Source organism: Megalodesulfovibrio paquesii (genome assembly GCF_054653055.1).
On record NZ_BAAIGQ010000005.1, the window covers coordinates 860913 to 881997 of the forward strand.

At 63.1% G+C, this 21085-nt stretch carries 19 protein-coding genes and 1 tRNA gene; 14 read left to right on the forward strand and 6 right to left on the reverse strand.

Annotated features, from left to right (window positions below; all coding sequences use genetic code 11):
- The first annotated feature begins 225 nt into the window (after window positions 1-225).
- The 9 genes from ACYQ00_RS10470 (at window position 226) to lon (ending at window position 11059) form a co-directional block, all read left to right on the forward strand.
- Window positions 226-1635, forward strand: a complete 1410-nt coding sequence (locus tag ACYQ00_RS10470) for an OmpA family protein (RefSeq protein ID WP_460032067.1) — start codon at window positions 226-228, stop codon at window positions 1633-1635.
- A 228-nt stretch (window positions 1636-1863) separates the two neighbouring features.
- Window positions 1864-3567, forward strand: a complete 1704-nt coding sequence (locus ACYQ00_RS10475) for an ArnT family glycosyltransferase (RefSeq protein ID WP_460032068.1) — start codon at window positions 1864-1866, stop codon at window positions 3565-3567.
- On the forward strand, window positions 3564-3986 hold the full coding sequence (locus ACYQ00_RS10480; protein WP_460032069.1) for a hypothetical protein: 423 nt from the start codon (window positions 3564-3566) through the stop codon (window positions 3984-3986). The genes ACYQ00_RS10475 and ACYQ00_RS10480 overlap by 4 nt, the downstream gene beginning before the upstream one ends.
- A gap of 1 nt (window position 3987) precedes the next feature.
- Window positions 3988-4494 (forward strand): hypothetical protein, encoded by a 507-nt coding sequence (locus ACYQ00_RS10485; RefSeq protein WP_460032070.1) that lies wholly within the window; start codon window positions 3988-3990, stop codon window positions 4492-4494.
- 130 nt (window positions 4495-4624) lie between these two features.
- Window positions 4625-4709, forward strand: a tRNA-Leu gene (locus ACYQ00_RS10490).
- Between the two features lie 96 nt (window positions 4710-4805).
- Complete coding sequence (gene tig / locus ACYQ00_RS10495) at window positions 4806-6134, forward strand: trigger factor (RefSeq protein WP_460032071.1); 1329 nt, start codon at window positions 4806-4808, stop codon at window positions 6132-6134.
- A 289-nt stretch (window positions 6135-6423) separates the two neighbouring features.
- Window positions 6424-7044: an ATP-dependent Clp endopeptidase proteolytic subunit ClpP gene (gene clpP / locus ACYQ00_RS10500; protein ID WP_460032072.1), complete on the forward strand. Its 621-nt coding sequence runs from the start codon at window positions 6424-6426 to the stop codon at window positions 7042-7044.
- 51 nt (window positions 7045-7095) lie between these two features.
- Window positions 7096-8352, forward strand: a complete 1257-nt coding sequence (gene clpX, locus ACYQ00_RS10505; protein ID WP_460032073.1) for an ATP-dependent Clp protease ATP-binding subunit ClpX — start codon at window positions 7096-7098, stop codon at window positions 8350-8352.
- A gap of 247 nt (window positions 8353-8599) precedes the next feature.
- On the forward strand, window positions 8600-11059 hold the full coding sequence (gene lon / locus ACYQ00_RS10510; RefSeq protein ID WP_460032074.1) for an endopeptidase La: 2460 nt from the start codon (window positions 8600-8602) through the stop codon (window positions 11057-11059).
- Window positions 11060-11139: 80 nt separating this feature from the next.
- Here lon and ACYQ00_RS10515 read toward each other — a convergent pair whose 3' ends face one another.
- The 6 genes from ACYQ00_RS10515 to ACYQ00_RS10540 all read right to left on the reverse strand — a co-directional run bounded on the left by ACYQ00_RS10515 (window position 11140) and on the right by ACYQ00_RS10540 (window position 15293).
- Entirely contained in the window at window positions 11140-11448 is a 309-nt protein-coding gene (locus tag ACYQ00_RS10515) for a hypothetical protein (protein WP_460032075.1), read from the reverse strand.
- A 366-nt stretch (window positions 11449-11814) separates the two neighbouring features.
- Window positions 11815-12393, reverse strand: a complete 579-nt coding sequence (locus ACYQ00_RS10520; protein ID WP_460032076.1) for a class I SAM-dependent methyltransferase — start codon at window positions 12391-12393, stop codon at window positions 11815-11817.
- Window positions 12394-12680: 287 nt separating this feature from the next.
- Window positions 12681-13187, reverse strand: a complete 507-nt coding sequence (locus ACYQ00_RS10525) for a DinB family protein (RefSeq protein ID WP_460032077.1) — start codon at window positions 13185-13187, stop codon at window positions 12681-12683.
- A 138-nt stretch (window positions 13188-13325) separates the two neighbouring features.
- A complete protein-coding gene (locus ACYQ00_RS10530) occupies window positions 13326-13943 on the reverse strand; it encodes a FlgO family outer membrane protein (RefSeq protein WP_460032078.1) in 618 nt (205 codons plus the stop codon).
- 10 nt (window positions 13944-13953) lie between these two features.
- Window positions 13954-14238: a hypothetical protein gene (locus tag ACYQ00_RS10535; RefSeq protein ID WP_460032079.1), complete on the reverse strand. Its 285-nt coding sequence runs from the start codon at window positions 14236-14238 to the stop codon at window positions 13954-13956.
- Window positions 14239-14279: 41 nt separating this feature from the next.
- On the reverse strand, window positions 14280-15293 hold the full coding sequence (locus tag ACYQ00_RS10540; protein WP_460032080.1) for a FlgO family outer membrane protein: 1014 nt from the start codon (window positions 15291-15293) through the stop codon (window positions 14280-14282).
- A gap of 243 nt (window positions 15294-15536) precedes the next feature.
- Here ACYQ00_RS10540 and ispG point away from each other — a divergent pair, with 243 nt between their 5' ends.
- The 5 genes from ispG (at window position 15537) to ACYQ00_RS10565 (ending at window position 21004) form a co-directional block, all read left to right on the forward strand.
- Window positions 15537-16649, forward strand: coding sequence for a flavodoxin-dependent (E)-4-hydroxy-3-methylbut-2-enyl-diphosphate synthase (gene ispG, locus ACYQ00_RS10545; protein ID WP_460032081.1), 1113 nt, complete (start codon window positions 15537-15539; stop codon window positions 16647-16649).
- A gap of 23 nt (window positions 16650-16672) precedes the next feature.
- Window positions 16673-18406, forward strand: a complete 1734-nt coding sequence (locus ACYQ00_RS10550) for a proline--tRNA ligase (protein ID WP_460032082.1) — start codon at window positions 16673-16675, stop codon at window positions 18404-18406.
- Window positions 18407-18489: 83 nt separating this feature from the next.
- The gene (gene xseA, locus ACYQ00_RS10555; RefSeq protein ID WP_460032083.1) at window positions 18490-19836 is read left to right on the forward strand and encodes an exodeoxyribonuclease VII large subunit; all 1347 of its coding nucleotides are present in this window, start codon (window positions 18490-18492) and stop codon (window positions 19834-19836) included.
- A complete protein-coding gene (xseB, locus tag ACYQ00_RS10560; protein ID WP_460032084.1) occupies window positions 19833-20066 on the forward strand; it encodes an exodeoxyribonuclease VII small subunit in 234 nt (77 codons plus the stop codon). Before xseA ends, xseB begins: the two co-directional genes overlap by 4 nt.
- Window positions 20066-21004 carry a polyprenyl synthetase family protein gene (locus ACYQ00_RS10565; protein WP_460032085.1) on the forward strand — a complete coding sequence of 313 codons (939 nt, stop codon included), beginning with the start codon at window positions 20066-20068 and terminating at the stop codon, window positions 21002-21004. Before xseB ends, ACYQ00_RS10565 begins: the two co-directional genes overlap by 1 nt.
- Window positions 21005-21085: the final 81 nt, after the last annotated feature.

Consider the following 21085-nt stretch of genomic DNA (forward strand, 5'->3'; position numbering starts at 1 on the left):
CCCGTTGCAGGGATTTCATTTTTCCGTAAGATGTCGCGAACCGCAGTTGCGTTTTTTTGCCATACCATGGGCATGGTGCAGTTGAGAGCCAGGCGGGACTCAACTGCCTGGGCCAACTGCCTGGGCCAACTGATTGGTCCGACCGATTTGGGACGCGCGCTGGTGGTGATTCTCTCCAGGCGCTGCTGTTCATATACAATGCAAGTCATGAAGATGAGGTCATGCATGCGGGGTCCGTTGTTGTTGGCGCTGCTGGCCGTCTCCCTGGGCGCTGGGGGCTGCGGGGTCTTTTCCTTTCGTGATGAAACCATGCCGGTGCGAGGCGCCCTTGAAGGAGCAACGCCCGCCAATCCTGTGGCCGTGAACAGCGCGGATGTGGACGGCGATGGCATTGTCGATGCCCTGGATGCCTGCCCCGACACCGCGCCGGATCAGGCCGTGGACGCGCGAGGCTGTGCTGTACCGTGCTCGTTTACCGTGCGGGTGGCCTTTGAACCAAATTCGGAAGACGTGCCTCTGTCGCAACAGGAAAAACTGCAGCGTCTGGCGGTGTTGTTGCAACAAAACCCCCGGGTGGAGGCCACATTGGTCGGGCAGTTCGATGCCCCGGCCGACGGGGCAGCCGTGACGGCCGACGCCAGCCGCGGACTGTTGCAGGCCAACCGCCGGGCGGAGCAGGTACTGACCGCCCTGGTGACGCGCCATGGCGCGCCTGCGGCCAGAGTGCATCTGCAGGATGCTGCGCAGACGCTGTTTCAACCTCGCGAAGAGGAACTTCCTCCCCGCCGTCAGGTCCGGCAGGTGACGGTATTCGTGCGCGGAACCTACGCCCGCCAGGGCGGCTGGCAGGCGCTGGGCAAGCCGTTCAATATCATGTTCAGCGACAATACCGCCACACTGGACGAAGCAATGTGTCGCCGGCTGGATCTGCTGGGCCGACAGCTGCAGGCGAATCCGGGGCAGTCCGCCACCCTGGAGGGCCATACAGACAATGTTGGCAACCGACAGTCCAATCTGGCCCTTTCCCGTCAGCGGGCCCAGGCCGTGCAGGAATATCTGATCCGACGCTGGCAGATCGCGCCCCAGCGGCTGGCCATTGCGGCGGCTGCTGACGCAGATCCTCTGCTGGACAACAGCTCGGCCCATGGCCGCGAGCGCAACCGCCGGGTGAGCGTGCGGCTGTACCAGGGCATTCCTTCCGGGGCTCTGCAGGCCAGGGCGCGGGCACTGGAACAACTGCTGCAAGACCCGGCCGCAGCCTGGCGCGTTCAAAGCGTGCCCCAGGTGGTGGTGCACGGCCAGACACCGCTGGAGTTCGGCAAGGATGACACCACCATCACGCCGGAAATGGCCCGCCGGCTGGAGAGCATCGGCTCCATGCTCGCGGCCCGGCCTGAGCTGCGGGCCATTGTGCAGGGCCACTGCGACAAGTTTGGCAACCCGCAGCTGGAACAGCTGCTGGCCAGGAAACGGGCCGAGGCGGTCTGCCGCCTGCTCATGCAGCGTTATCACATCGCACCGGACCGGCTCGATGTCCGCAGCTTTGGCGCGGATGTTCCCGTGGCCAACAACGGCACCGAGGAAGGCCGCCAGCGCAACCGTCGCGTGGAATTGCGTATCGTGACTGGCCAGTAGGATTCCCGGCTGCGCAGATGACGCAGGGCAGGGGGGTCGACGAACGGCACGGGACATGGTACAGGCGTGCGGGCTTGTGGCGGGAGCAGCATTTTCCCTGCCTGCTATGCCCGTTGCGACCTGCACCCGGCCGATGCGCCCGCTCGCGAAGCCGGACTGCCCCGGTGGCCGCCACTGAATGACCCGAGTCCGCCTCACGTTTTTTCCGACTTTTTCCCGGAGCCCCGAGTGACCCCCGAGATTGCCGCCCCCAGCGCCGACAACCCAGCCGGCCCAGAGGCCATTGCCCACGCCTCGCCTGCTGGTTCAGGCACGCCTGCTGCCCCTGCCGTCTTACGGTGGTATGCCGACCCCTGGTGTTGGCTTATCGTTGCGTTGGCTGCGTTTTTTCTGCTGTACCAGCTCGGCCAGCGCCCATTCTGGCAGGATGAGGCCGAAACCGCCTGCCTGGCCAAAAATGTGCTCAAATACGGCCTGCCCCGCGTCACGGACGGGGTGAGCGTCATTTCCCAGGAGCAAGGCCGGGAATATGGCCCGGATCTGATCTGGTCCTGGTCACCCTGGATGCAGATTTACGTGTCAGCCCTGGGATTGAAGCTCGGCGGGTTGAACACCTTTGCCGGCCGCTTCCCCTTTGCCCTGGCCGGGGTCATCTGCGTGTTGCTGACGTACCGCATGGTCCGGGTGCATTTCAACAATATTCAATTGGCCCGGCTGGCGGCGTTGTTCCTGACGCTCACGGTGCCGTTTCTGCTGTTTGGCCGGCAAAACCGCTATTACACCCTCGGGACCATCCTGACGATTCTGAGCATGGAAGCCTTCCTGCCCAAACGCCCAAAGGGATGGGCCTGCGTGCTTGCCGGAATTTCCATGGGCTTGATGTTCCATGCCAACTATCTGCTCCTCTTCAGCTTCGGGCCGGCCGCAATGGTGGCCAGGTGCCTGGTGGATCGCCAGCTCCCCCGCCTGAAGGAACTGCTGCTCATGGGCGTGTGCGCCCTGGTCATCATCCTGCCCGGATTCATGCTGTACGGCATTGGCAAGCAGGGCGGCATGATGGACATGACCAAAATTCCAGCGAATATTGGGAATTATTTCGCGGACTTTGTGCAGTTCATCCTGCCCCTGCCCGTGGCGGCGTATCTTGTCTGGCGGTGGCGGAAGTTTTTCCTGGCCTGCATGCTCAGGCACGCGCCGCAAGAGTATCTGGAGCGCTCTGTCCTGATGATGGCGCTGATCATGCTTGGCAGTGTGCTCATCCTGGCGCTCATCCCCCAGCAGTTCCTGCGGTATCTGGTGCACTTGTACCCGTTGCTGGCCGTCATCCTGGCCTGGGTGTGCCTGAAGGCGCTCAAGGCCCATACGGTGTGCGGCGTGTTGCTCACGGGGCTGTTGTTGTTCACCAACTGGATGCACATCATCCCCATGGAAGTATTGGGTATTGTGAACCGCCCCTGGCAGAGCGACCCGCGCATGCTGACCTACCCGAATCTTCCCATCCACCTGCTGCTGACGGAGCTGGTTCGCGGCTATCCGGATGTGAACAGCGGCATTGTGAACTTCTTCCGCGAACACGCCAGAAAGAACGACACCATCCTCATCAGCTACGGCGACCTGCCCTTGCAGTTCTATACGGACTTCAAGATCCTCGGTGGGTTGCGCGCCGACGATCCCGATGCCCTGGACAACCCGGAATGGCTGGTCAAGCGCAGTGTCTCGCGCACGGACCGCGACGGCTTCCTGGTCCAGTCCGATGATGCGATCCTGCACATGCTCAACCTGGAGCGCGACTACGACCGCCTTGATGTGGATATCGCCGACGACATGTTCGGAAACCGGGCGGATCCTTATTATCATCAGTTCGTGCCACAGGAAGAACCGTACCAAAAGCTGGTGGTGTACCGGCGCAAAGACTTGCGAGACAGGCAATGAACTGGATACGCGCTTTTTGTGACCGCTGGAAATACCGGGGGCTCACGCTGCTTCTGGCGGCCATTGCCGTGGGCGGTGCGCTGGGAACCCCGCCGCTGCCGCAGTACATCTTTCCGGAGTTGTACTATGAGAACCAGCTGTACTGGGTGGGCCGGCAACTGATCTATGCACAGCGGGATACGGCCAATGCCAATGCTGCCCTGCAATTAATGAAGCTGATGCTGCAGCAGCCGCAAGGAGAGCGCATGGCGGGGTTGTCCGATGAGTCCTTGCAGACCTCCATCCGAAAAATGACTGCCCAACAACAGCGGGCGGCGGAAAAGACAAATCTGCTGCGCTTCAAAGTGGAACGGATCGAGCGCCTGCGCGCCCAGACCCTGGGTGTCTCCCGCACCCCCGAGCCTGTGGAGGGCTTTTAGCATGGCCGTAATCGCCTGGGGTGCCAGGCTTCTGTTGCTTGCGGTCGCCTTGTTCGCCGTTGGTCTTGGTGTGTTCAATGGCGCAGCCTATCCTCCTCATGGGCTCGATGGCTTCAAGGAGGCGGACTACAACAAAGCCATCCTCAAAGTGGCCGCGTTGTATGCCGTATCTGTGAATATGAGCCTGGGAGGACTGGAAGAAAGCGAATATCACTCCCTTGGCAATGGCAAAACCAGCTTTGCCTGGGGCATTGTCACCCTGCAGGACCGGGAAGGCATGGAGTACCGTCTTTGGGTGTCCTTGCAATACACAGGCGTGGCCTGGACCCGCGCCTCCAGCAACGTCTATCCGGACAACAAGTCCCTCGGGCTGTTGGTGGATCCGTTTAATCGGATGTTTTTCCTGAAAAATACCCAGCCGAACAAGGTCAAGACATCTGCCGAGCTGGATCTGATGCTTCGGGAACAGCTGCGCAGGTTCCGGGAATATGCAGGCACCTCCCAGTAGGCCGCTGCCGGGCAGCTTGCCTTTGCCGGCGCTTGCTGGTAGGTGACCTCCTTTACCCAGTCGTCGCTACTGCTGCCCTGGTGGGAGTGCCGCGCCCGGCGCGCGCCCTCGTCGCAGCGTGGTTCACCGTGCGAGAGTGGCGGAATTGGTAGACGCACCGGACTTAGGATCCGGCGCCTCCGTGCGTGGGAGTTCGAGTCTCCCCTCTCGCACCAACCCCCCCGTCGCCCGCTCCTCGCGGCGACTAATGTTCCGGCTGGGCGCCGGTTGCATACGCGTCACGAATCGAGTGCCTAAGGAGATCTCTCGAAATGGAATACACTGTCGAAGCCGTCAGCTCCGTCAAACGCAGCATCAAAGTGCACGTGCCCGAAGAGGAAGTGCTCGCCTCCCTGTCCGCCACCACGGCCATGTACCGCAAGGATGCGGACATCAAGGGTTTCCGCAAGGGCAAAGCCCCTTCGACCCTGATCGAAGGCAAGTTCAAGAAGCAGATCACGGCCGAGGCCACCACTGATCTGGTGAATCTGCACATCAACGAAATCCTGGGCGAGCTCAAGGTCTCTCCGGTGTCGCGCATCGACTTCGACGGCGGCGAGATGGAGAAGGGCCAGGCGTTCGAATACACCATCAGCTTCGAAGTCATGCCTGAGTTCGAGCTGCCGGTGTACGAAGGTGTTTCTGTGGAAGAGGAAGCGGCAGTGGTCAATGAGGCCGAGATTGAGGCCGTCATGGACCGTGTGCGCAACAACGCCGCGGAACTGGTGGACGTGACAACCCCCCGCAAGCCCGTCAACGGCGATGTGGTGGTCGTGAGCTTCAAGGCCCGCCAGGATGGCGCGGTGATTCCCGGTCTGGAAGCGGACAACTTCGAACTCTCTCTGGGCGAAGGCCATGCCCTGGAAGCGTTTGAAGAAATGGTCAAGACCCTGGAGCCCGGCCAGTCCACCCAGGGCCCGATGAGCTTCCCCGACGATTTCCTGAATACGGAACTGGCCGGCAAAACCGTGGACATGGAACTGACCCTGCATGCGGTGAAGGAAAAGCAGCTCCCGCCCTTGACGGACGAGCTGGCCAAGAAGGCCGGCGGCTTCGAAAGCGTGGAAAAAATGCGCGAAGCCATCACCAAGTCCTACATGGAAAGCCGCCGCCAGTTGCATCGCTCCACGGCGCAGAAGAAGTTCCTGGATGCCCTGCTGGCTCAGGTGAGCCTTGAGATTCCGCCCTCCCTGCTGGGCCGCCACCTGGACAACCTGGTGGGCGACGCCGTGCACCGCGCCGAGCGCCAGGGCAAGACCCTGCAGGCCGTGACCGGCATGGACGCCGAAGCCTACCGCGCCCATGTGACGCCCCAGGCGGAAGAACTTGCCCGCGCGGAAATCCTGCTGCTGACCGTGGCCCGCAAGGAAGGGCTGGAAGTGACCGAGCAGGAAGTGGATTTCCATTTCCGCCAGCTGGCCGCGCGCATGGGCCAGGATTTCCATGAACTCAAGCAGTTCTATTCCCAGCACGGTCTGATCTTCGAAGTGCGGGACAAGCTGCTGGCAGACAAGGCCATGGAGCGCATGTACTCCAAGGTGAATGTGGTGGAAGTGCCCGCCACCCCTGCCGAGGCCCCTGCCGAAGCGGCGGATGCGTAACACAGCCCGAACAGGTCTGAACGGACCTGAGCAGGCCCAGACAGAAAGGGCAGGGCATGCAACGGCATGCTGCTTGCTAGCACCTGTGTGAAAGAAGAATGACGGCAAGTCTCGCCGGGGCGGGAGTGGACGACCAGCCCGCCGCTGGTGTAGAGGGTGCCTATTAGATAGTAAGTGGCGCGGTGGCCCGTGGTCATCGCGCCGCATTGCAGCCACACCCACGCCTGGCCCGGCCCGTTGCGCCCGCCCGCACAGCGTCTGGACCGGCAGGAGCCACAAGGAGTTTGCCATGACCGTGGGCGCCGTGCCCTATGTCATCGAGACCACCGGCCGTACCGAGCGGATGTATGACATCTACTCGCGCCTGCTCAAGGACCGGATCATTCTGCTCAGCAGCGCCATTGACGACCATGTCGCCAGTCTTATCTGTGCGCAGTTGCTGTTCCTGGAATCCGAAAATCCTGAGAAGGAAATCAACCTTTACATCAACTCCCCCGGCGGCGTGGTGACGGCTGGCCTGGCCATCTACGACACCATGCAGTATATCTCCGCGCCGGTGGTCACCCTGTGCCTGGGCCAGGCGGCCAGCATGGGCGCGTTTTTGCTTGCCGCTGGCGCGCCGGGCATGCGCTATACCTTGCCCAACAGCCGCATCATGCTCCACCAGCCCTCGGGCGGGTTCCAGGGGCAGGCCACGGACATTGAAATCCATGCCCGCGAAGTCCTGCGCCTCAAGGAAACGCTCAATATCATCCTGGCCAAGAACTGCGGCAAGGATGTGGAGCAGATTGCCCGGGATACGGACCGCGACAACTTCATGACCGCCGGGGAAGCCAAGGCGTATGGCGTTGTGGACCACATCCTGACTTCGCGTACGGACAAGGCCGCACCCGGCGGCGAGTCCGCCTAGAGACCTGCCAGGGGCCGCCACCCCGGGCAGGAGAGACCCAAGAGAGAGATCATGGCCACCAAGAAACTCGGCACCCCTCCCGAACTGCACTGCTCGTTCTGTTCCAAGAGCCAGGACGAGGTGCAACGACTCATTGCAGGCCCGGACGTCTACATCTGCGACGAGTGCGTGGCCCTGTGCAACGAAATCATCGCCCAGGAAAGCATCAACGAAGACCTGGACGACGGCCGCCTGCTCTCCCCGGAAGAGATCCACAAAAAGCTTGATGAGTACGTCATCGGCCAGCAGCACGCCAAGAAAATCCTGGCCGTGGCCGTGCACAACCATTACAAGCGCGTCTTCTTCTCCGGGCAGATCAGCGACGACGTGGAGCTGGAAAAGTCCAACATCCTGCTCATGGGCCCCACCGGCTGCGGCAAAACGCTCCTGGCCAAGACCCTGGCCCGCGTGCTCAAGGTGCCCTTTGCCATTGCCGACGCCACCACCCTGACCGAGGCTGGCTATGTGGGCGAAGATGTGGAGAATATCCTCGTCCAGCTGCTGCAGAATGCGGATTACGACATCGAAGCCGCTTCCCGCGGCATCATCTACATTGATGAAATCGACAAGATCGCCCGCAAGGGGGACTCCCCCTCCATCACCCGTGACGTCTCCGGCGAAGGGGTGCAGCAGGCGCTCCTGAAGATCATCGAAGGCACCGAGGCGAATATTCCTCCCAAGGGCGGCCGCAAGCACCCGCAGCAGGAATTCATCCGCCTGAACACCTCGAACATCCTGTTCATCATGGGCGGGGCCTTCATCGGGCTGGAAAAAATTGTGCAGGAACGCCGCGCCGGCCGCTCCATCGGCTTTGGCGCGCAGGTGGAATCCCCCGGCAAGCTGGACCTTTCCAGCGTCTACTCCGAGGTGCATCCCATCGACCTGATCAAGTTCGGCCTCATCCCCGAATTCGTGGGCCGCATCCCCGTGCTCACCTTTGTGGAAGACCTGAGCGAAGACGATCTGGTGCGCATCCTCACCGAGCCCAAGAACGCGCTCACCCGCCAGTACCACAAGCTCTTTGAGCTGGACAAGGTCCGCCTGCGCTTTACCAACAATGCCCTGCGGGCCATTTCGCAGAAGGCCATTGAACGTAAAACAGGCGCCCGCGGCCTGCGCAACGTGATGGAAAACATCATGCTCGATATCATGTATTCCCTGCCGTCCCTCACGGGCGTTAAGGAATGCGTGGTCAACAAAAATGTGGTGGAAAAGGGCATGGAGCCGTTGCTCATCTACCAGCAGGAGGCGCGCTCTGCGAACTCCTGATCAGGACGCTACGCGCCAGCCTTCCTTGCCTGTTGTTCCCTGTGCCCGGACGCGGTTGCGTCCGGGCTTTTTTGCTTGCGATTTTTTTAGCCTGTCTCCATTTGACTTTTCGCCTTCGGGCGTTACCTTGAGACTTCCAGCCTCCCGCCTGCCCTTGCGGCGTGCCCAGTCTCGTACACAGTGGCGTGCCCTGCACGCCCCGGGCGCAGGCGCGGCGGCGCATCCTGCGATTTGAGAGGAGCGTTCCATGTCAAAACCCTACCTGCTGGACGGCGATTCCCAGACCGAACCCTTGCGCCTGCCCCTCATGTCCCTGCGCGAGGTGGTGATGTTCCCGCGGTCCATCGTGCCCCTGTTCGTGGGCCGGGAAGCCTCCATCAAGGCCATCGAGCACGCCCTGGCCCATTACGACAAGAAAATCTTCCTCGTGGCCCAGCGCGAGCCGGAAATCGAAAAGCCAGAGCCGAATGACCTTTTCCAGGTCGGCACGGTCAGCAAGATTCTCCAGCTCCTGCGCCTGCCCGATGGCACCATCAAGGTCCTCTTCGAGGGCCTTTACCGAGCCGTCTGGACCCCCGATGGCGACACTTTCCCCGCGGACCAGCTCTATCCGGTCATCGCTACGCGCAAGATGCTGGAAGAGGATTACAACACGCCGGAAACCAAGGCCCTCATCCGCGCCACGCAGGAGGCCCTGGAAGAGTTCGGCAAGGTAAACAAGAAGCTGGCGCCGGAAACCATCCTGGCCGTCTCCTCCCTGACCACCCCCGGCAAGATGGCCGACGCCATCATGCCCCACCTCAAGGTGGACTACCTGCGCAAGCAGGAAATCCTGGAGCAGACCGATCCGAAAATCCGCCTGGAGGAGGCCTTTGCCCTGCTGCAGGGGGAAATCGAGATCACGGCCCTGGAAAAGAAGATCAAGAATCGCGTCAAGAATCAGATGGAGCGCAACCAGCGCGACTACTATCTGAACGAGCAGATGAAGGCCATCTCCAAGGAGATGGGACGCGAGGACGATCCTGTGGCCGAAACGGCCGAGCTGGAAGAAAAGCTCAAGACCAAGGTCATGTCCGACGAGGCCCGGGAAAAGGCCCTCAAGGAAATCAAAAAGTTGCGCACCATGCCGCCTTCCTCCGCGGAATACACCGTGGTGCGCAACTATGTGGACTGGATCCTCGACCTGCCCTGGAACACCTGCAAGGAAACGTCCATCGACCTGGACGAAGCCCGCAAGATCCTTGATGAAGACCACTACGGCCTGGACAAGCCCAAGGAACGCATCCTGGAGTTCTTGGCTGTGCAGAAGCTGGTCCAGACCATGAAGGGCCCCATCCTCTGTCTGGTGGGCCCCCCCGGCGTGGGCAAGACCTCCCTGGCCAAGTCCGTGGCCCGGGCCACCGGCCGCGAGTTCGTGCGCCTCTCCCTGGGCGGCGTGCGCGACGAAGCGGAAATCCGCGGCCATCGCCGCACCTATGTCGGTGCGCTGCCGGGCAAGATCATCCAGTCCCTAAAACGGGTGGATTTCAATAACCCTTTGTTCTGCCTGGATGAAATTGACAAGATGAGCATGGACTTCCGTGGCGACCCCTCGGCCGCCCTCCTGGAGGTCCTCGACCCTGAGCAAAACTCCACCTTTAACGATCATTATCTGGATCTGGATTACGACCTCTCCAAGATTTTCTTCATCACCACGGCCAACACCCTGCACAGCATCCCGCTGCCCCTGCAGGACCGCATGGAAATCATCCAGCTGCCCGGGTACCTGGAAGTGGAAAAGAAGAAGATTGCCAAGTCCTTCCTGCTGCCCAAACAGCTGGAGCACCACGGCCTGAAGGAAGAGAACATCCAGCTTTCGGAAAATGCCGTGCTGGAGATCATCCGCCGCTACACCCGCGAGGCCGGCGTGCGCAACCTGGAGCGGGAAATCGCTTCCGTCTGCCGCAAGGTGGCCCGCAATCTGGTGGAAAAGGATGAACTGGAGAAGACCGTCAGCGTCAGCGTCCAGAGCTTGGCCACCTACCTTGGCGTGCCCAAGTTCCGCTACGGCGAGAAGGAAGAGCAGCCCCAGGTGGGCGTGACCACCGGTCTGGCCTACACCGAGCTGGGCGGCGAGCTGCTGGTGGTGGAAACCGCGCTCATGCCCGGTGATGGCAAGGTGGAGATTACCGGCAAGCTTGGCGACGTGATGACTGAATCCGCTCGCGCCGCACGGTCCTACATCCGTTCGCGCTCGGATCTCTTTGGCCTCAAGTCCGACTTCTACAAGCTGGCGGATATTCACATCCACGTGCCCGAAGGCGCCATCCCCAAGGACGGCCCCTCGGCGGGCATTACCCTGGCCACGTCCATGATCTCGGCGCTATTGAACATCCCCGTGCGCAACGATCTGGCCATGACCGGCGAAATCACCCTGCGTGGCCGTGTCCTGCCTATTGGCGGCCTGCGGGAGAAACTCCTGGCCGCCCACCGCGGGCTGATCACCACCGTGCTCATCCCCAAGGACAACGCCAAGGACCTGAAGGACGTGCCCGAGGAGATCGTCAAGTCCCTGGAAATTATCCAGGTGGAGCACATGGACGAGGTGCTGCAGCATGCCCTCATGCCGCCTACGGACCGCGCCATCTTCTCCACGGCAGAGCAGTGCGCGCCCATCGCCACAACCCTGCTCAAGGACGACGGCCACCACCCCCTGCAGCGGCACTAGCCGCGGCAGGCCCGCACAAGCAGCAACCGCCCCCGGCGCTTTGGCGTCGGGGGCGGTTTTTTTGTCGAAACCGTGAGGGACTACAGCAGGCGGGTCACGAAATTGGATGCTGCGTGGACGATGGCCCCCTTGCATCCTGTCGGCGCGGGGTCAAAGATTGCGTCGGCGCAAATGGGCAGGATGACTTGCATGACAATGCCGTCCGGAGGCCGGGCCACCATCTCCAGCTCCATGTACCCGTCAGGATTCAGGCCTTTGATGACGGTTTGCAGCCTGGCCTCAGTCCAGCCGCTGCTGGAGACGAGCCCGGTTGCGCTGATGACAAGTTTAGGCGGGTTTGACTTTTCGAGAAACAACTGAATGTCATTGACCTGCATGACGCGCTTCATTCCATCCTCCATGGGGCTCCCCCTGGATAAGGTTTGGGCAACCATAGCACGTCGCGCAGATAATAATAGATCAAAATATTGATTAGATAGTATTCTAGGGAGATGGGAACTGCCCTGTGTGCCACATTCCGTGTGCTTCGGGCTGTCGCCATGCGGTTTGCCTCTTTCAGAGAAAACAATCGCATAATGGCGAGTGGATGCGACAGGGCGTGCTACCCCGGCCTGAGGGGGAAGCCCCGGAGCAGGGGGCCTTTTGCAAGACGCCCAAAGGTGGAGGGGAGCGGGAGGGAAAAAGGGAGAAGGGGGGGGTGAGGGAAGAATCTCGTTTCAGAAGGATTCTTCCCTCAAAAAGAACAGGTGGTTAGACTAGTTGGCTATAGGAGCCTTGCGGCGGGTCACACGGTACACCTGCGCCGGCGGGAAGTTCTCCAGCACCCAGCCCAGGCGTTCCACCTGCAGGTCCAGGCGGTTGCGAATGGCGCGGGGGATGGGGCACCGGAAACCGTAGGTGAACTGGTAAAAGGCGCCATCCTCGCGCAGGTGCTGGAAGGCGCCGCGCAGGATGGCGTACACCTTGCGCTTGGGCATGGCCAGCAGCGGCAGGCCGCTGACCACCGCGCCGGGCTGCTTCTGGCCGATTTCGTCCAGTCGGCAGAGGCGGGCGGCGTCGGCGCAGTGCACGTCGGCATCAGGATACCGCCGGCGCAGCAGCTCGGCAAACTCCTGGCCGTATTCCACCAGGATGAGATTTTCCTGGGCCACGCCGCGGGCCAGCAGGGCTCTGGTGAAGACGCCGGTGCCGGGTCCCAGCTCAAGGACCGGCCCACATTCGCACTGGATTTCCGAGGTGATGACCCGCGCCAGCGCCTGGCTGGAGGGCACCACGGAGGCGACGCGCAGGGGGTCGCTGGTCCAGGCGAAGAAAAAGCGAAGTGCGTCCGTCATATTCCTCTCCACTCGGCAAGGTCTGAGTCCGGAGCCTGGTCGGAACCATTCCGACGATGACCCACGGTGTCATACTGGATGCTGGTCATGCCCATACGCCCGGCATGTTGCAGGCAGGTGGCGATCAACCACAGGAAGTGAACCCAGGACCTTCCATGGTGGAACAATGCGCGCGACCATGCGAAAAAAAGCCCAAGGCGATGTACACGGAATGGCCGTATTTCGCAATGGGGGACAGGGCCTGCCCGCCGTCAGGGAGTAAGGCAGAAGAGGGGAGCCCGTCCATATTAGAACGTAACATCCCGGACAAAATACAGATAATCAATGTCCCGCACGCTCGCGCCGCACTGGCCGAGCAGGCCGTGGACCTGGCCGCGGTGATGCGTCTGGTGGTTGAAGACGTGCAGGATGCAGGCGGCCACGGGCAGGGCCGCATCCTTGCCTTCGGTGGTCCGGTACTTGAGAATTTCCGGAAGATTGGCGGTGGGCAATGTTTCGGCAAAGGCCAGGAGCCGGGCGTCTTCGGCCTCGCGCAGGGGGAGCAGGGCCGCCAGGGAGTCGGCCACCATGCCGCTTACGCTGGCCGGCGCCTCTCCTTCGCCCGTCAGCCGGGTGAGCCAGAGCCGGTCGGCCAGCAGGAGATGATTGAGCACGCCGAGGATGGAGCCGAAGTTTACCGGCCGGGGGGCGGCCAGACACGCAGGGGCGGCCTTGGCGGCGTCTTCGAAAAGTCTGGCATTGGCCCAGCGGTTGTAGCGGGCCAGGGACTGGAACAGAGGGGAGAGGGCCGGCATGCATGCCTCCTGCAAAGGGGAAAGGACCATGCGGGGCAAGGTGCCTGAGTTGGCCCGCAGATGCAAGAGAGGCACATGAAAAACGGAGGCTCCGCACATGCGGTGGCCTCCGTGTTGACGACGCAGACAAGAGAATGACTAACGCATGGTCAGCGTGCCGGGGTGGAAGGTGGTGCGCACGGAGGGGGCTGTGCTCATGTCCGGGCTGCCGCTGCCGTCGTCCATCAGCTCCATGGCTTCCTGGTCCACGGGCAGGGACAGCGAGCTCATGGCCAGCACATCCAGGGAGGCGGCGTCCATGAGCTTGATGGTGAAGCGCACGTGCCGGGAGGTGGCCACGTAGGTGCCGGCCATGATCAGCGCACCCTTGATGTTGCGCTCGTTCACCAGCCCCACGCGCCGGGTGAGCAGGAATTCGCCCTGGTCCGGCCGGAAGAGGATGGTGTTGGCCCGGCGGATTTCCTGAATCACGTAGCCGGCTTTGCTGAAATTGGTGGCCAGCTCCTCGGCCAGCTGCCGGGCCAGGGGGGAGCTGATTTCCAGGGAGTTCAGGTTCACCGGCGTGGTGATGATGAGCCGGTGGCCGGGGCTGACTTCCCCGGAAAGCCCAATCTGTTCGCCCAGCTGGAAGTTCAGGTCGTCAGCCAGGGCATGGGCCAGGGCGGGCAGGGTGCCGGCCCCGGCCGTGCCTGCGGAAAGCGCCCAGAACAGGGCCAGACTGGCCAGCATCACGGCAAGACGCAGCATGGATTTCATGGCCGCTCCCTTAGCGCGCCGCCTGCACCAGGCGGTTGCAGTTTTCGAGTTCCCGTTGGATCATCATCTGTTCCGGCTTGGTGCGGGCGGAGTTGTACGCCTGTTGCAGCCGGTAACGGGCCAGTTCGTAGCGGCCCTCGGCCATGTACTGCTTGGCCAGACGGAAGTTGCTCAGGCTGTGTTCATTATACGGCACCGAGGCCACATCATGTTCCTGCCAGTCCCGGGGCGACCGGGCGCAGCCGGCGGCCAGCAGGAAGGACAACAACGCGAGAAGAAAAGCATATTTATACATGGGCGTACCCGCCTTTGCGTGTTGTATCTGGTGGACGTGTGTTATTTGATGTCATAGCCGCGGTCGATGTCCGTCAGGCCGGGACCCTTGGTCATGATGTCGAAGTCCCGCACGCCGACGTACGTTTCGCCCAGCATCTTGCCCGTGCTCTTGAGCATCTTCTGGCTGACCTCGGACTGCGCAAACACCAGGCTGCCGGTGCGCAGCACTTCATCATCGCTGCCGCGGACGAGGCGGGCGTTGACGAAGATGTTTTCCTTGTCCCAGTAATAGGTGCCCGTGAGCACGGCGACATTGCGGCCTTCCACAGACACATCCGGCCCGCGGCGGCTCATGGCAAAGTCACCTTCGCCGGGCCGCATGTCGATGGCTTTTTGCAGATGATATTCCCGCACCTTCAGCCCCCGGCTGGTGAATTCGTGAATCATCTGCTCGGCGATATACCGGCCGAAGGAGGAAGAGACGTCATAACGGTCCTGATGCACGAAGCTGGAGGGCATGATCACCATCCCCCCCACCGACACGGTGGCGCCGCCGGCGCCCAGCAACTGGTCCGCCAGTTCCTTGACCTTCAGACGGATTTCAATGGCCGCCTCGTTGTTGGGATTGGGGGTGGGGATGGCGTTCTTTTCACCCACCCAGTAGTAGCCGCCCTGGCCATCGGGCAGGTACATGCCGGTATGGATTTCGTCCACCGGCTGCATGGGCACGGTCACGCCATTGACGTTGGTCTTTTGCGCCGGCCCCAGGGTCACCACCGCGCCGGGATCCGGCTGCCAGGTCCGCGGGTCCTGCACCACGGTGTCCTCGCGGCACCTAGTGGCGCCGGAGGAGGCTGTGGCAACATAGGTGGCGCCTCCTTCCTGTCCGGAAATGTCGAACGGGAACGGCGTCGTCGGTTCACCGCGACCCTCGGCCCGACTGGGGGAGCGGCAGTCCGGACGGTCCGAACCTGGAGGGCAGTCGGGAGACTGCGCCAAAACCACCGCAGCCCCCACAAGGAGCCACAGCAGTGGAATGAGCAGCAACAGGCGAAATTCTGAGACGGCGCGCATGGGGCACATCCTTGTTAGAGCGAGAAGCAAGCCGCGGAATGGACGCGGTCTGGGCCAATGCCTCGCAGCGGCGTCCGTGCCGCTTTCAGGAGTTTCTATCGACCATCTTCGCCGGCACTTTAGCCTTCTTCAAGCAAAGCGGATACACGGTTCTTCCCTTGCCAGGGCTTTTCACGTATGGACGGGGCAGACGCCAGCCCGCAACTCCCTGCCCGCACAGGCCCACAGCCCATACCACTGCTTATGTCATTGCCACCGATTTCCACGTTTCGACCTGCAAGACGACCCACCCGCCAGCTTCACCTGGGCGAGGTGCGCATCGGCGGCGATGCGCCCGTGGTTGTCCAATCCATGACCAATACCGATACCCGCAATGTGGACGCCACTGTGGCCCAAATCCAGGCCCTGGCCGCCGCCGGCTGCGCCCTGGTCCGTCTGGCCGTGCTGGATGATGCCGCCGCCGCGGCCCTGGCCGCCATCCGGCCCCAAAGCCCTGTTCCACTCATTGCGGATATCCACTTCGACCACCGCCTGGCCCTCAAGGCCCTGGAAAGCGGGCTGGAAGGCCTGCGCATCAACCCCGGCAACATCGGCGGCCGGGACAAGGTGGATCGCGTGGTGGACGCCGCCAAGGCCCACGGCGCGGTGATCCGTGTGGGCGTGAACTCCGGTTCTGTGGAAAAGGAACTCCTGGCCAGACACGGCGGCCCCACGCCGGCGGCCATGGTGGAAAGCGCCCTGGCCCACGTGCGCATGCTGGAGGACCGCGGCTTTTACGAGACGAAGATTTCCCTCAAGTCCTCCAGCGTGCAGCACACCATAGAAGCCTACACGCTTTTGGCCGCCCAGTGCGACTATCCCCTGCACATCGGCGTCACCGAAGCCGGGACGCTGCTGCGCGGGTCCATCAAGTCTTCCGTCGGCCTGGGGATTTTGCTCTGGAACGGCATTGGGGACACCCTGCGCGTCTCCCTCACGCATGATCCAGTGGCCGAGCCCGGCGTGGCCTGGGAGATCCTGCGCTCCCTGGGTCTGGGCGCGCGCGGGCCGGAACTGGTCAGCTGCCCCACCTGCGGCCGCACGGAAATCGAACTCATCCCCCTGGCCGAGGCCGTGGAGGCAAGGTTGCGGGAGGTTGAAGAGCAGATCACCGTGGCCGTGATGGGCTGCGTGGTCAACGGCCCTGGCGAGGCTCGCGAGGCCGATATCGGCCTGGCCGGCGGCCGGGACAAGGGCGTGATCTTCCGCAAGGGCAGGATTGTGCGTGCCGTGCGCGGCGGCGAGAATCTGCTGCCGGCCTTTCTTGAAGAACTCGACGCCCTGCTCGCGGAGCGGCGCGAATCCTCCAACCCCTAACCCCGTCTTTTTGGAAGTGCATCATGAAAATGACCTCCCTGTACGTCCCCACCCTCAAGGAAGCCCCGGGCGACGCCGAAGTCGTCAGCCACAAGCTCCTGATCCGCGCGGGCTTTATCCGCAAGCTCACCTCGGGGATTTACGTCTACCTGCCCATGGCCTGGCGGGCCCTGGGCAAGATCAGCGCCATCGTCCGCGAGGAGATGACCCGCGCCGGCGCCCAGGAAATCCTCATGCCCATGGTCCAGCCCGGAGATCTCTGGAAGGAGACCGGCCGCTGGGAATTCTACGGCAAGGAGCTCCTGCGCTTCAAGGACCGCCACGACCGGGATTACTGCCTGGGGCCCACCCATGAGGAAGTGGTTACCGATCTGGTCCGCGGGGAGGTCAACAGCTACCGCCAGTTGCCGCTCAATCTGTTCCAGATTCAGACCAAATTCCGCGACGAGATCCGCCCCCGCTTCGGTCTCATGCGCGGCCGCGAATTCATCATGAAGGATGCCTATTCCTTTGACATGAATGAAGAAGGGGCGGACAAGAGCTACTGGGCCATGCACGGGGCCTACACCCGCATCTTCTCCCGCCTGGGCCTGAAGTTCCGGGCTGTGGAGGCGGACACCGGCTCCATTGGCGGTAATTTCTCTCATGAATTCATGGTCCTGGCCGAAACTGGCGAAGATACCATCGCCTTTTGCAGCCAGTGCGAATGGGCCGCCAACCTGGAAAAAGCCCAGGTGAAGGCGCCCGCTGACGCGCCCGCAGCCAGGGACGAGGCTCCGGCCGAAGTCGTGGCCACCCCGAGCGTGCACACCGTGGAAGAGGTGGCCGCGTTCCTCAAGGTTGCGCCCTCAGCCATCGTCAAGACGCTCCTCTTCGACGCCGACGGCGTCATCGTCGCCGCCCTGGTCCGGGGGGATCGCGATCTCAATGAAATCAAGCTCAAGAACCACCTCAACGCCGCGGTCCTGACCCTGGCCCAGCCCGAGGTGGTGGCCAGGGTCACCGGCGCGCCCGTGGGCTTTGCCGGCCCCGTGGGCCTCAAGGTGGCCAGGATCGTCATTGACCACGAACTCCAGGGCGCCAGCGGCTGCATCGTCGGCGCCAACCAGGCCGACGCCCACCTGCTGCACGTGGATCTGGCCCGCGATCTCGACGCCGCCCTCGTCGCCTACACCGATCTGCGCACGATCACCGCCGGCGACCCCTGCCCGGCCTGCGGCGGTGGCATTGATCTGGCCAAGGGCATTGAGGTCGGCCACGTCTTCAAGCTTGGCCTCAAATACTCCGAAGCCATGAACGCCAAGTTCCTCGACGAAAACGGCAAGGAACGCTTCATGATCATGGGCTGTTACGGCATCGGCGTCTCGCGCATCCTGGCCGCCTGCATCGAGCAGAACCACGACGCCGACGGCATCGTCTTCCCTCCGCCCGTGGCCCCCTTCGAAGTGGCCGTGCTCTCCCTGGCCGGCAACGACGAAACCGTGGCCGCCAAGGCCGAGGAGATCTACGAACTCCTCGTCAACAATCGCATCGACACCCTCCTGGACGACCGCGCCGAGCGCCCGGGGGTCAAGTTCAAGGACGCCGACCTCATCGGCACGCCCATCCAGCTCGTGGTGGGCGGCAAGGCCCTGGCCCGCGGCGTGGTGGAAGTGAAAAACCGCCGCACCGGCGAAAAGTCCGAACTCCCCGTGGACAACTTCCTCCACGCCTTCTCCGTCTGGCGCCAGGGCGTGCTGGACTGCTGGACGTGTTGAGACAAGTGAGAATATGAGAAGATTGGGGGAACCCCTTTCTACAGAAAGGTTTCCCCCAACTCTCTCCGTACAAGGCCTTTTCCATGAAAGTCTTTTCCGTCCGCGAGCTGACCACGTCCTTGAGCGTCCTGCTGGAGCGGGAGTTCCCGTTCTGCTGGGTGCGCGGGCAGGTGACCAATTGTTCGCGGCCGTCGTCGGGCCATCTGTATTTCACCCTCAAGGATGAGGAAGCCGCGCTCAATGTCGTCTGGTTCAAGCATGCCCAGCGGCCCAACGAGGGTGGGGTGGACCCGCTGACCGGGGAGTGGAAGGAATCCTCGGGGCAGGATCTGGCCCGGATTCTGGACACGGGCATAGAGGTCATCTGCGGCGGGGGGCTGACGATTTACGGTCCGCGCGGGCAGTACCAGCTGGTGGCGGAGTTTGTGGAGGATGTGGGGCTCGGCCGGCTGCATCTGGAGTTCGAGGCCCTCAAGCGCCGTTTTGCCGGGCTGGGCTGGTTTGCCCAGGAGCGCAAGCGGCCCCTGCCGGCGGATCCGGCCCGTGTAGCCGTGATCACCTCGCCTTCTGGCGCGGCAGTGCAGGATTTTCTGCGTGTGGGCCAGACCCGCGGCACAGGGGCGCACATTCGCATCCATCCCGTGCTGGTGCAGGGAGAGCTGGCAGCCGGGCAGATTGCCGCGGCCATTCGCGAGGTGAATGCCGCGGGCTGGGCGCAGGTTATCGTGCTCATCCGGGGCGGCGGATCATTGGAAGATTTGTGGGCCTTCAATACGGAGGCGGTGGCCGAGGCCGTGGTCACGAGCGGCCTGCCCGTGCTGGCCGGCATTGGCCATGAGGTGGACACCACCCTGGCAGACATGATTGCCGACCTGCGCGCGGCCACGCCCAGCCACGCCGCCCAACTCCTTTGGCCTGAACGGCGGGATCTGCTGCAGCGGGTGGATCATCTGGAGCTCGCCCTGCAGCGGGCCTGGGACAGGCAGCTGGAGGCCGCCACGCGTGAGCTGGCCGCCCAGGAACGCCAGCTGGCCGTGCTTTCGCCCCTGCGCCGGCTGAGCGCGCAGCGGCAGGAGGTCGAGGCCCTGGCCAGCCGGCTTGACCCGGCCCTGCAACGGCGCCTTGACGCCGCCAGTCTCTTGGCCCAAGGATTGGCCGACCGCCTCGCCCGCGGCGGGGACGCCGTGTTCGTCCGGCAGGAACACACCCTGACCCGGCTGGAACAGGCCCTGGGGCATCTGGACCCCCACGCTCCCCTGGCCCGGGGCTACAGCCTCACCACGCACGCGCGCTCCGGTCGCCTGCTGCGCAGCGTGGCCGAGGTGCAGGCCGGAGATTTCCTGCGCGTCCAGGTGGCCGACGGTGCGGTGACCGCCACGGTTGATTCCGTTGAGGCGCAGGTGGAATTGACGCAAGGAGCAAACCCATGACCGACCCAACCCCCAGAGACCGCTACGACGCCCAGGTGGCCCGCCTCAAAGAGGTGGTGACCGCCCTGGAGCGGCCGGATGTTCCCCTGGAAGAAGCCGTGGCCCTGTACAAGGAGGGCCTGACCCTGGCCCGGGACTGCCGCACGCGCCTGGAACAGGCCCGGCACGAGGTGGAGCAGCTGGCTCGCGAAGGTGGCGAACATGGTGCCAGTGCAGAGGAGCAGGCCTGATGACGACGGCAATGACAGTGGACGAGATGAAGCGCCTCCTGGCCGAGCGCGCCGCCCTGGTGGAAGCAGCCCTGGCCACCTGTCTGCATGATGCGGACATTCCCGAAACCCTGCTCTCGGCCATGGAATACAGCCTCCAGGCCGGCGGCAAGCGGCTCAGACCCGTGCTCTGCCTGACCACTGCCTCGCTTTTTGGCCTGCCCACGGCGCAGGTGCTGCCCTTTGCCTGTGGCATCGAGTGCATCCACACCTATTCCCTTATCCATGACGATCTTCCGGCCATGGATAACGACGACCTGCGCCGCGGCAAGCCGACCAATCACAAGGTCCATGGCGAGGCCATGGCCATCCTGGCTGGCGACGGCCTGCTCACCGAGGCCTTCCGGCTCATGGGGCAGGCTCAGGGCATTCAGGCGGAAAACGTGCTCCAGGCCGTCACCACCATGGCCGCGGCCGCCGGCGCGGCGGGCATGGTGGGCGGGCAGGCCCTGGACATGCAGTACGAACAGCGTGCGGACATCACCCTGCCCATGCTGCGGGGCATGCACGCCCGCAAGACTGGCGCGCTCATTCAGGCGTCCTGCCTCTGCGGGGCCATCCTGGCCGGGGCAACGGCCGAAGCCCGGGCCGCCATGGCCGGCTATGGCGCGGCCCTGGGCGTGGCCTTTCAGATTGCCGACGATATCCTTGATGAAATCGGGGACACGGCCGTGATGGGCAAAACAGCCGGCAGCGACAGGGAGCGCGGCAAAACCACCTATGTCTCCCTGGTGGGGGTGGAGCGTAGCCGCGAACTGGCCTGCCAGGCCGCGGATGAGGCTGCTGCGCAGCTGGATCGGCTCGTTACGCCTGGACTTGTCACGCCTGGGCATGCGCCGGGCGCGGAAGCCGGCTTCCTGGCCGCCCTGTGCCGCTATGTGGTGGAACGGGCCTGTTGATTTTTTGTTTTACGTCGGGGCGGAAACCGCGTAGGCATGAAACCTTCTGCGTCATGTTTTTCGTCCTTTGAGATGCCTCGA

Bases quoted from the DNA above. Each gene is read 5' to 3' on its own strand.
- ACYQ00_RS10520 (WP_460032076.1), bottom strand. From the start codon at position 12,393: ATGACGGACGCACTTCGCTTTTTCTTCGCCTGGACCAGCGACCCCCTG.
- ACYQ00_RS10565 (WP_460032085.1), top strand. From the start codon at position 20,066: ATGACGACGGCAATGACAGTGGACGAGATGAAGCGCCTCCTGGCCGAG.
- ACYQ00_RS10515 (WP_460032075.1), bottom strand. From the start codon at position 11,448: ATGAAGCGCGTCATGCAGGTCAATGACATTCAGTTGTTTCTCGAAAAG.
- ACYQ00_RS10535 (WP_460032079.1), bottom strand. From the start codon at position 14,238: ATGTATAAATATGCTTTTCTTCTCGCGTTGTTGTCCTTCCTGCTGGCC.
- ACYQ00_RS10530 (WP_460032078.1), bottom strand. From the start codon at position 13,943: ATGAAATCCATGCTGCGTCTTGCCGTGATGCTGGCCAGTCTGGCCCTG.
- xseB (WP_460032084.1), top strand. From the start codon at position 19,833: ATGACCGACCCAACCCCCAGAGACCGCTACGACGCCCAGGTGGCCCGC.
- clpX (WP_460032073.1), top strand. From the start codon at position 7,096: ATGGCCACCAAGAAACTCGGCACCCCTCCCGAACTGCACTGCTCGTTC.
- xseA (WP_460032083.1), top strand. From the start codon at position 18,490: ATGAAAGTCTTTTCCGTCCGCGAGCTGACCACGTCCTTGAGCGTCCTG.
- ACYQ00_RS10485 (WP_460032070.1), top strand. From the start codon at position 3,988: ATGGCCGTAATCGCCTGGGGTGCCAGGCTTCTGTTGCTTGCGGTCGCC.
- ACYQ00_RS10525 (WP_460032077.1), bottom strand. From the start codon at position 13,187: ATGCCGGCCCTCTCCCCTCTGTTCCAGTCCCTGGCCCGCTACAACCGC.
- clpP (WP_460032072.1), top strand. From the start codon at position 6,424: ATGACCGTGGGCGCCGTGCCCTATGTCATCGAGACCACCGGCCGTACC.
- ACYQ00_RS10540 (WP_460032080.1), bottom strand. From the start codon at position 15,293: ATGCGCGCCGTCTCAGAATTTCGCCTGTTGCTGCTCATTCCACTGCTG.
- ACYQ00_RS10550 (WP_460032082.1), top strand. From the start codon at position 16,673: ATGAAAATGACCTCCCTGTACGTCCCCACCCTCAAGGAAGCCCCGGGC.
- ispG (WP_460032081.1), top strand. From the start codon at position 15,537: ATGTCATTGCCACCGATTTCCACGTTTCGACCTGCAAGACGACCCACC.
- ACYQ00_RS10470 (WP_460032067.1), top strand. From the start codon at position 226: ATGCGGGGTCCGTTGTTGTTGGCGCTGCTGGCCGTCTCCCTGGGCGCT.
- lon (WP_460032074.1), top strand. From the start codon at position 8,600: ATGTCAAAACCCTACCTGCTGGACGGCGATTCCCAGACCGAACCCTTG.
- tig (WP_460032071.1), top strand. From the start codon at position 4,806: ATGGAATACACTGTCGAAGCCGTCAGCTCCGTCAAACGCAGCATCAAA.
- ACYQ00_RS10480 (WP_460032069.1), top strand. From the start codon at position 3,564: ATGAACTGGATACGCGCTTTTTGTGACCGCTGGAAATACCGGGGGCTC.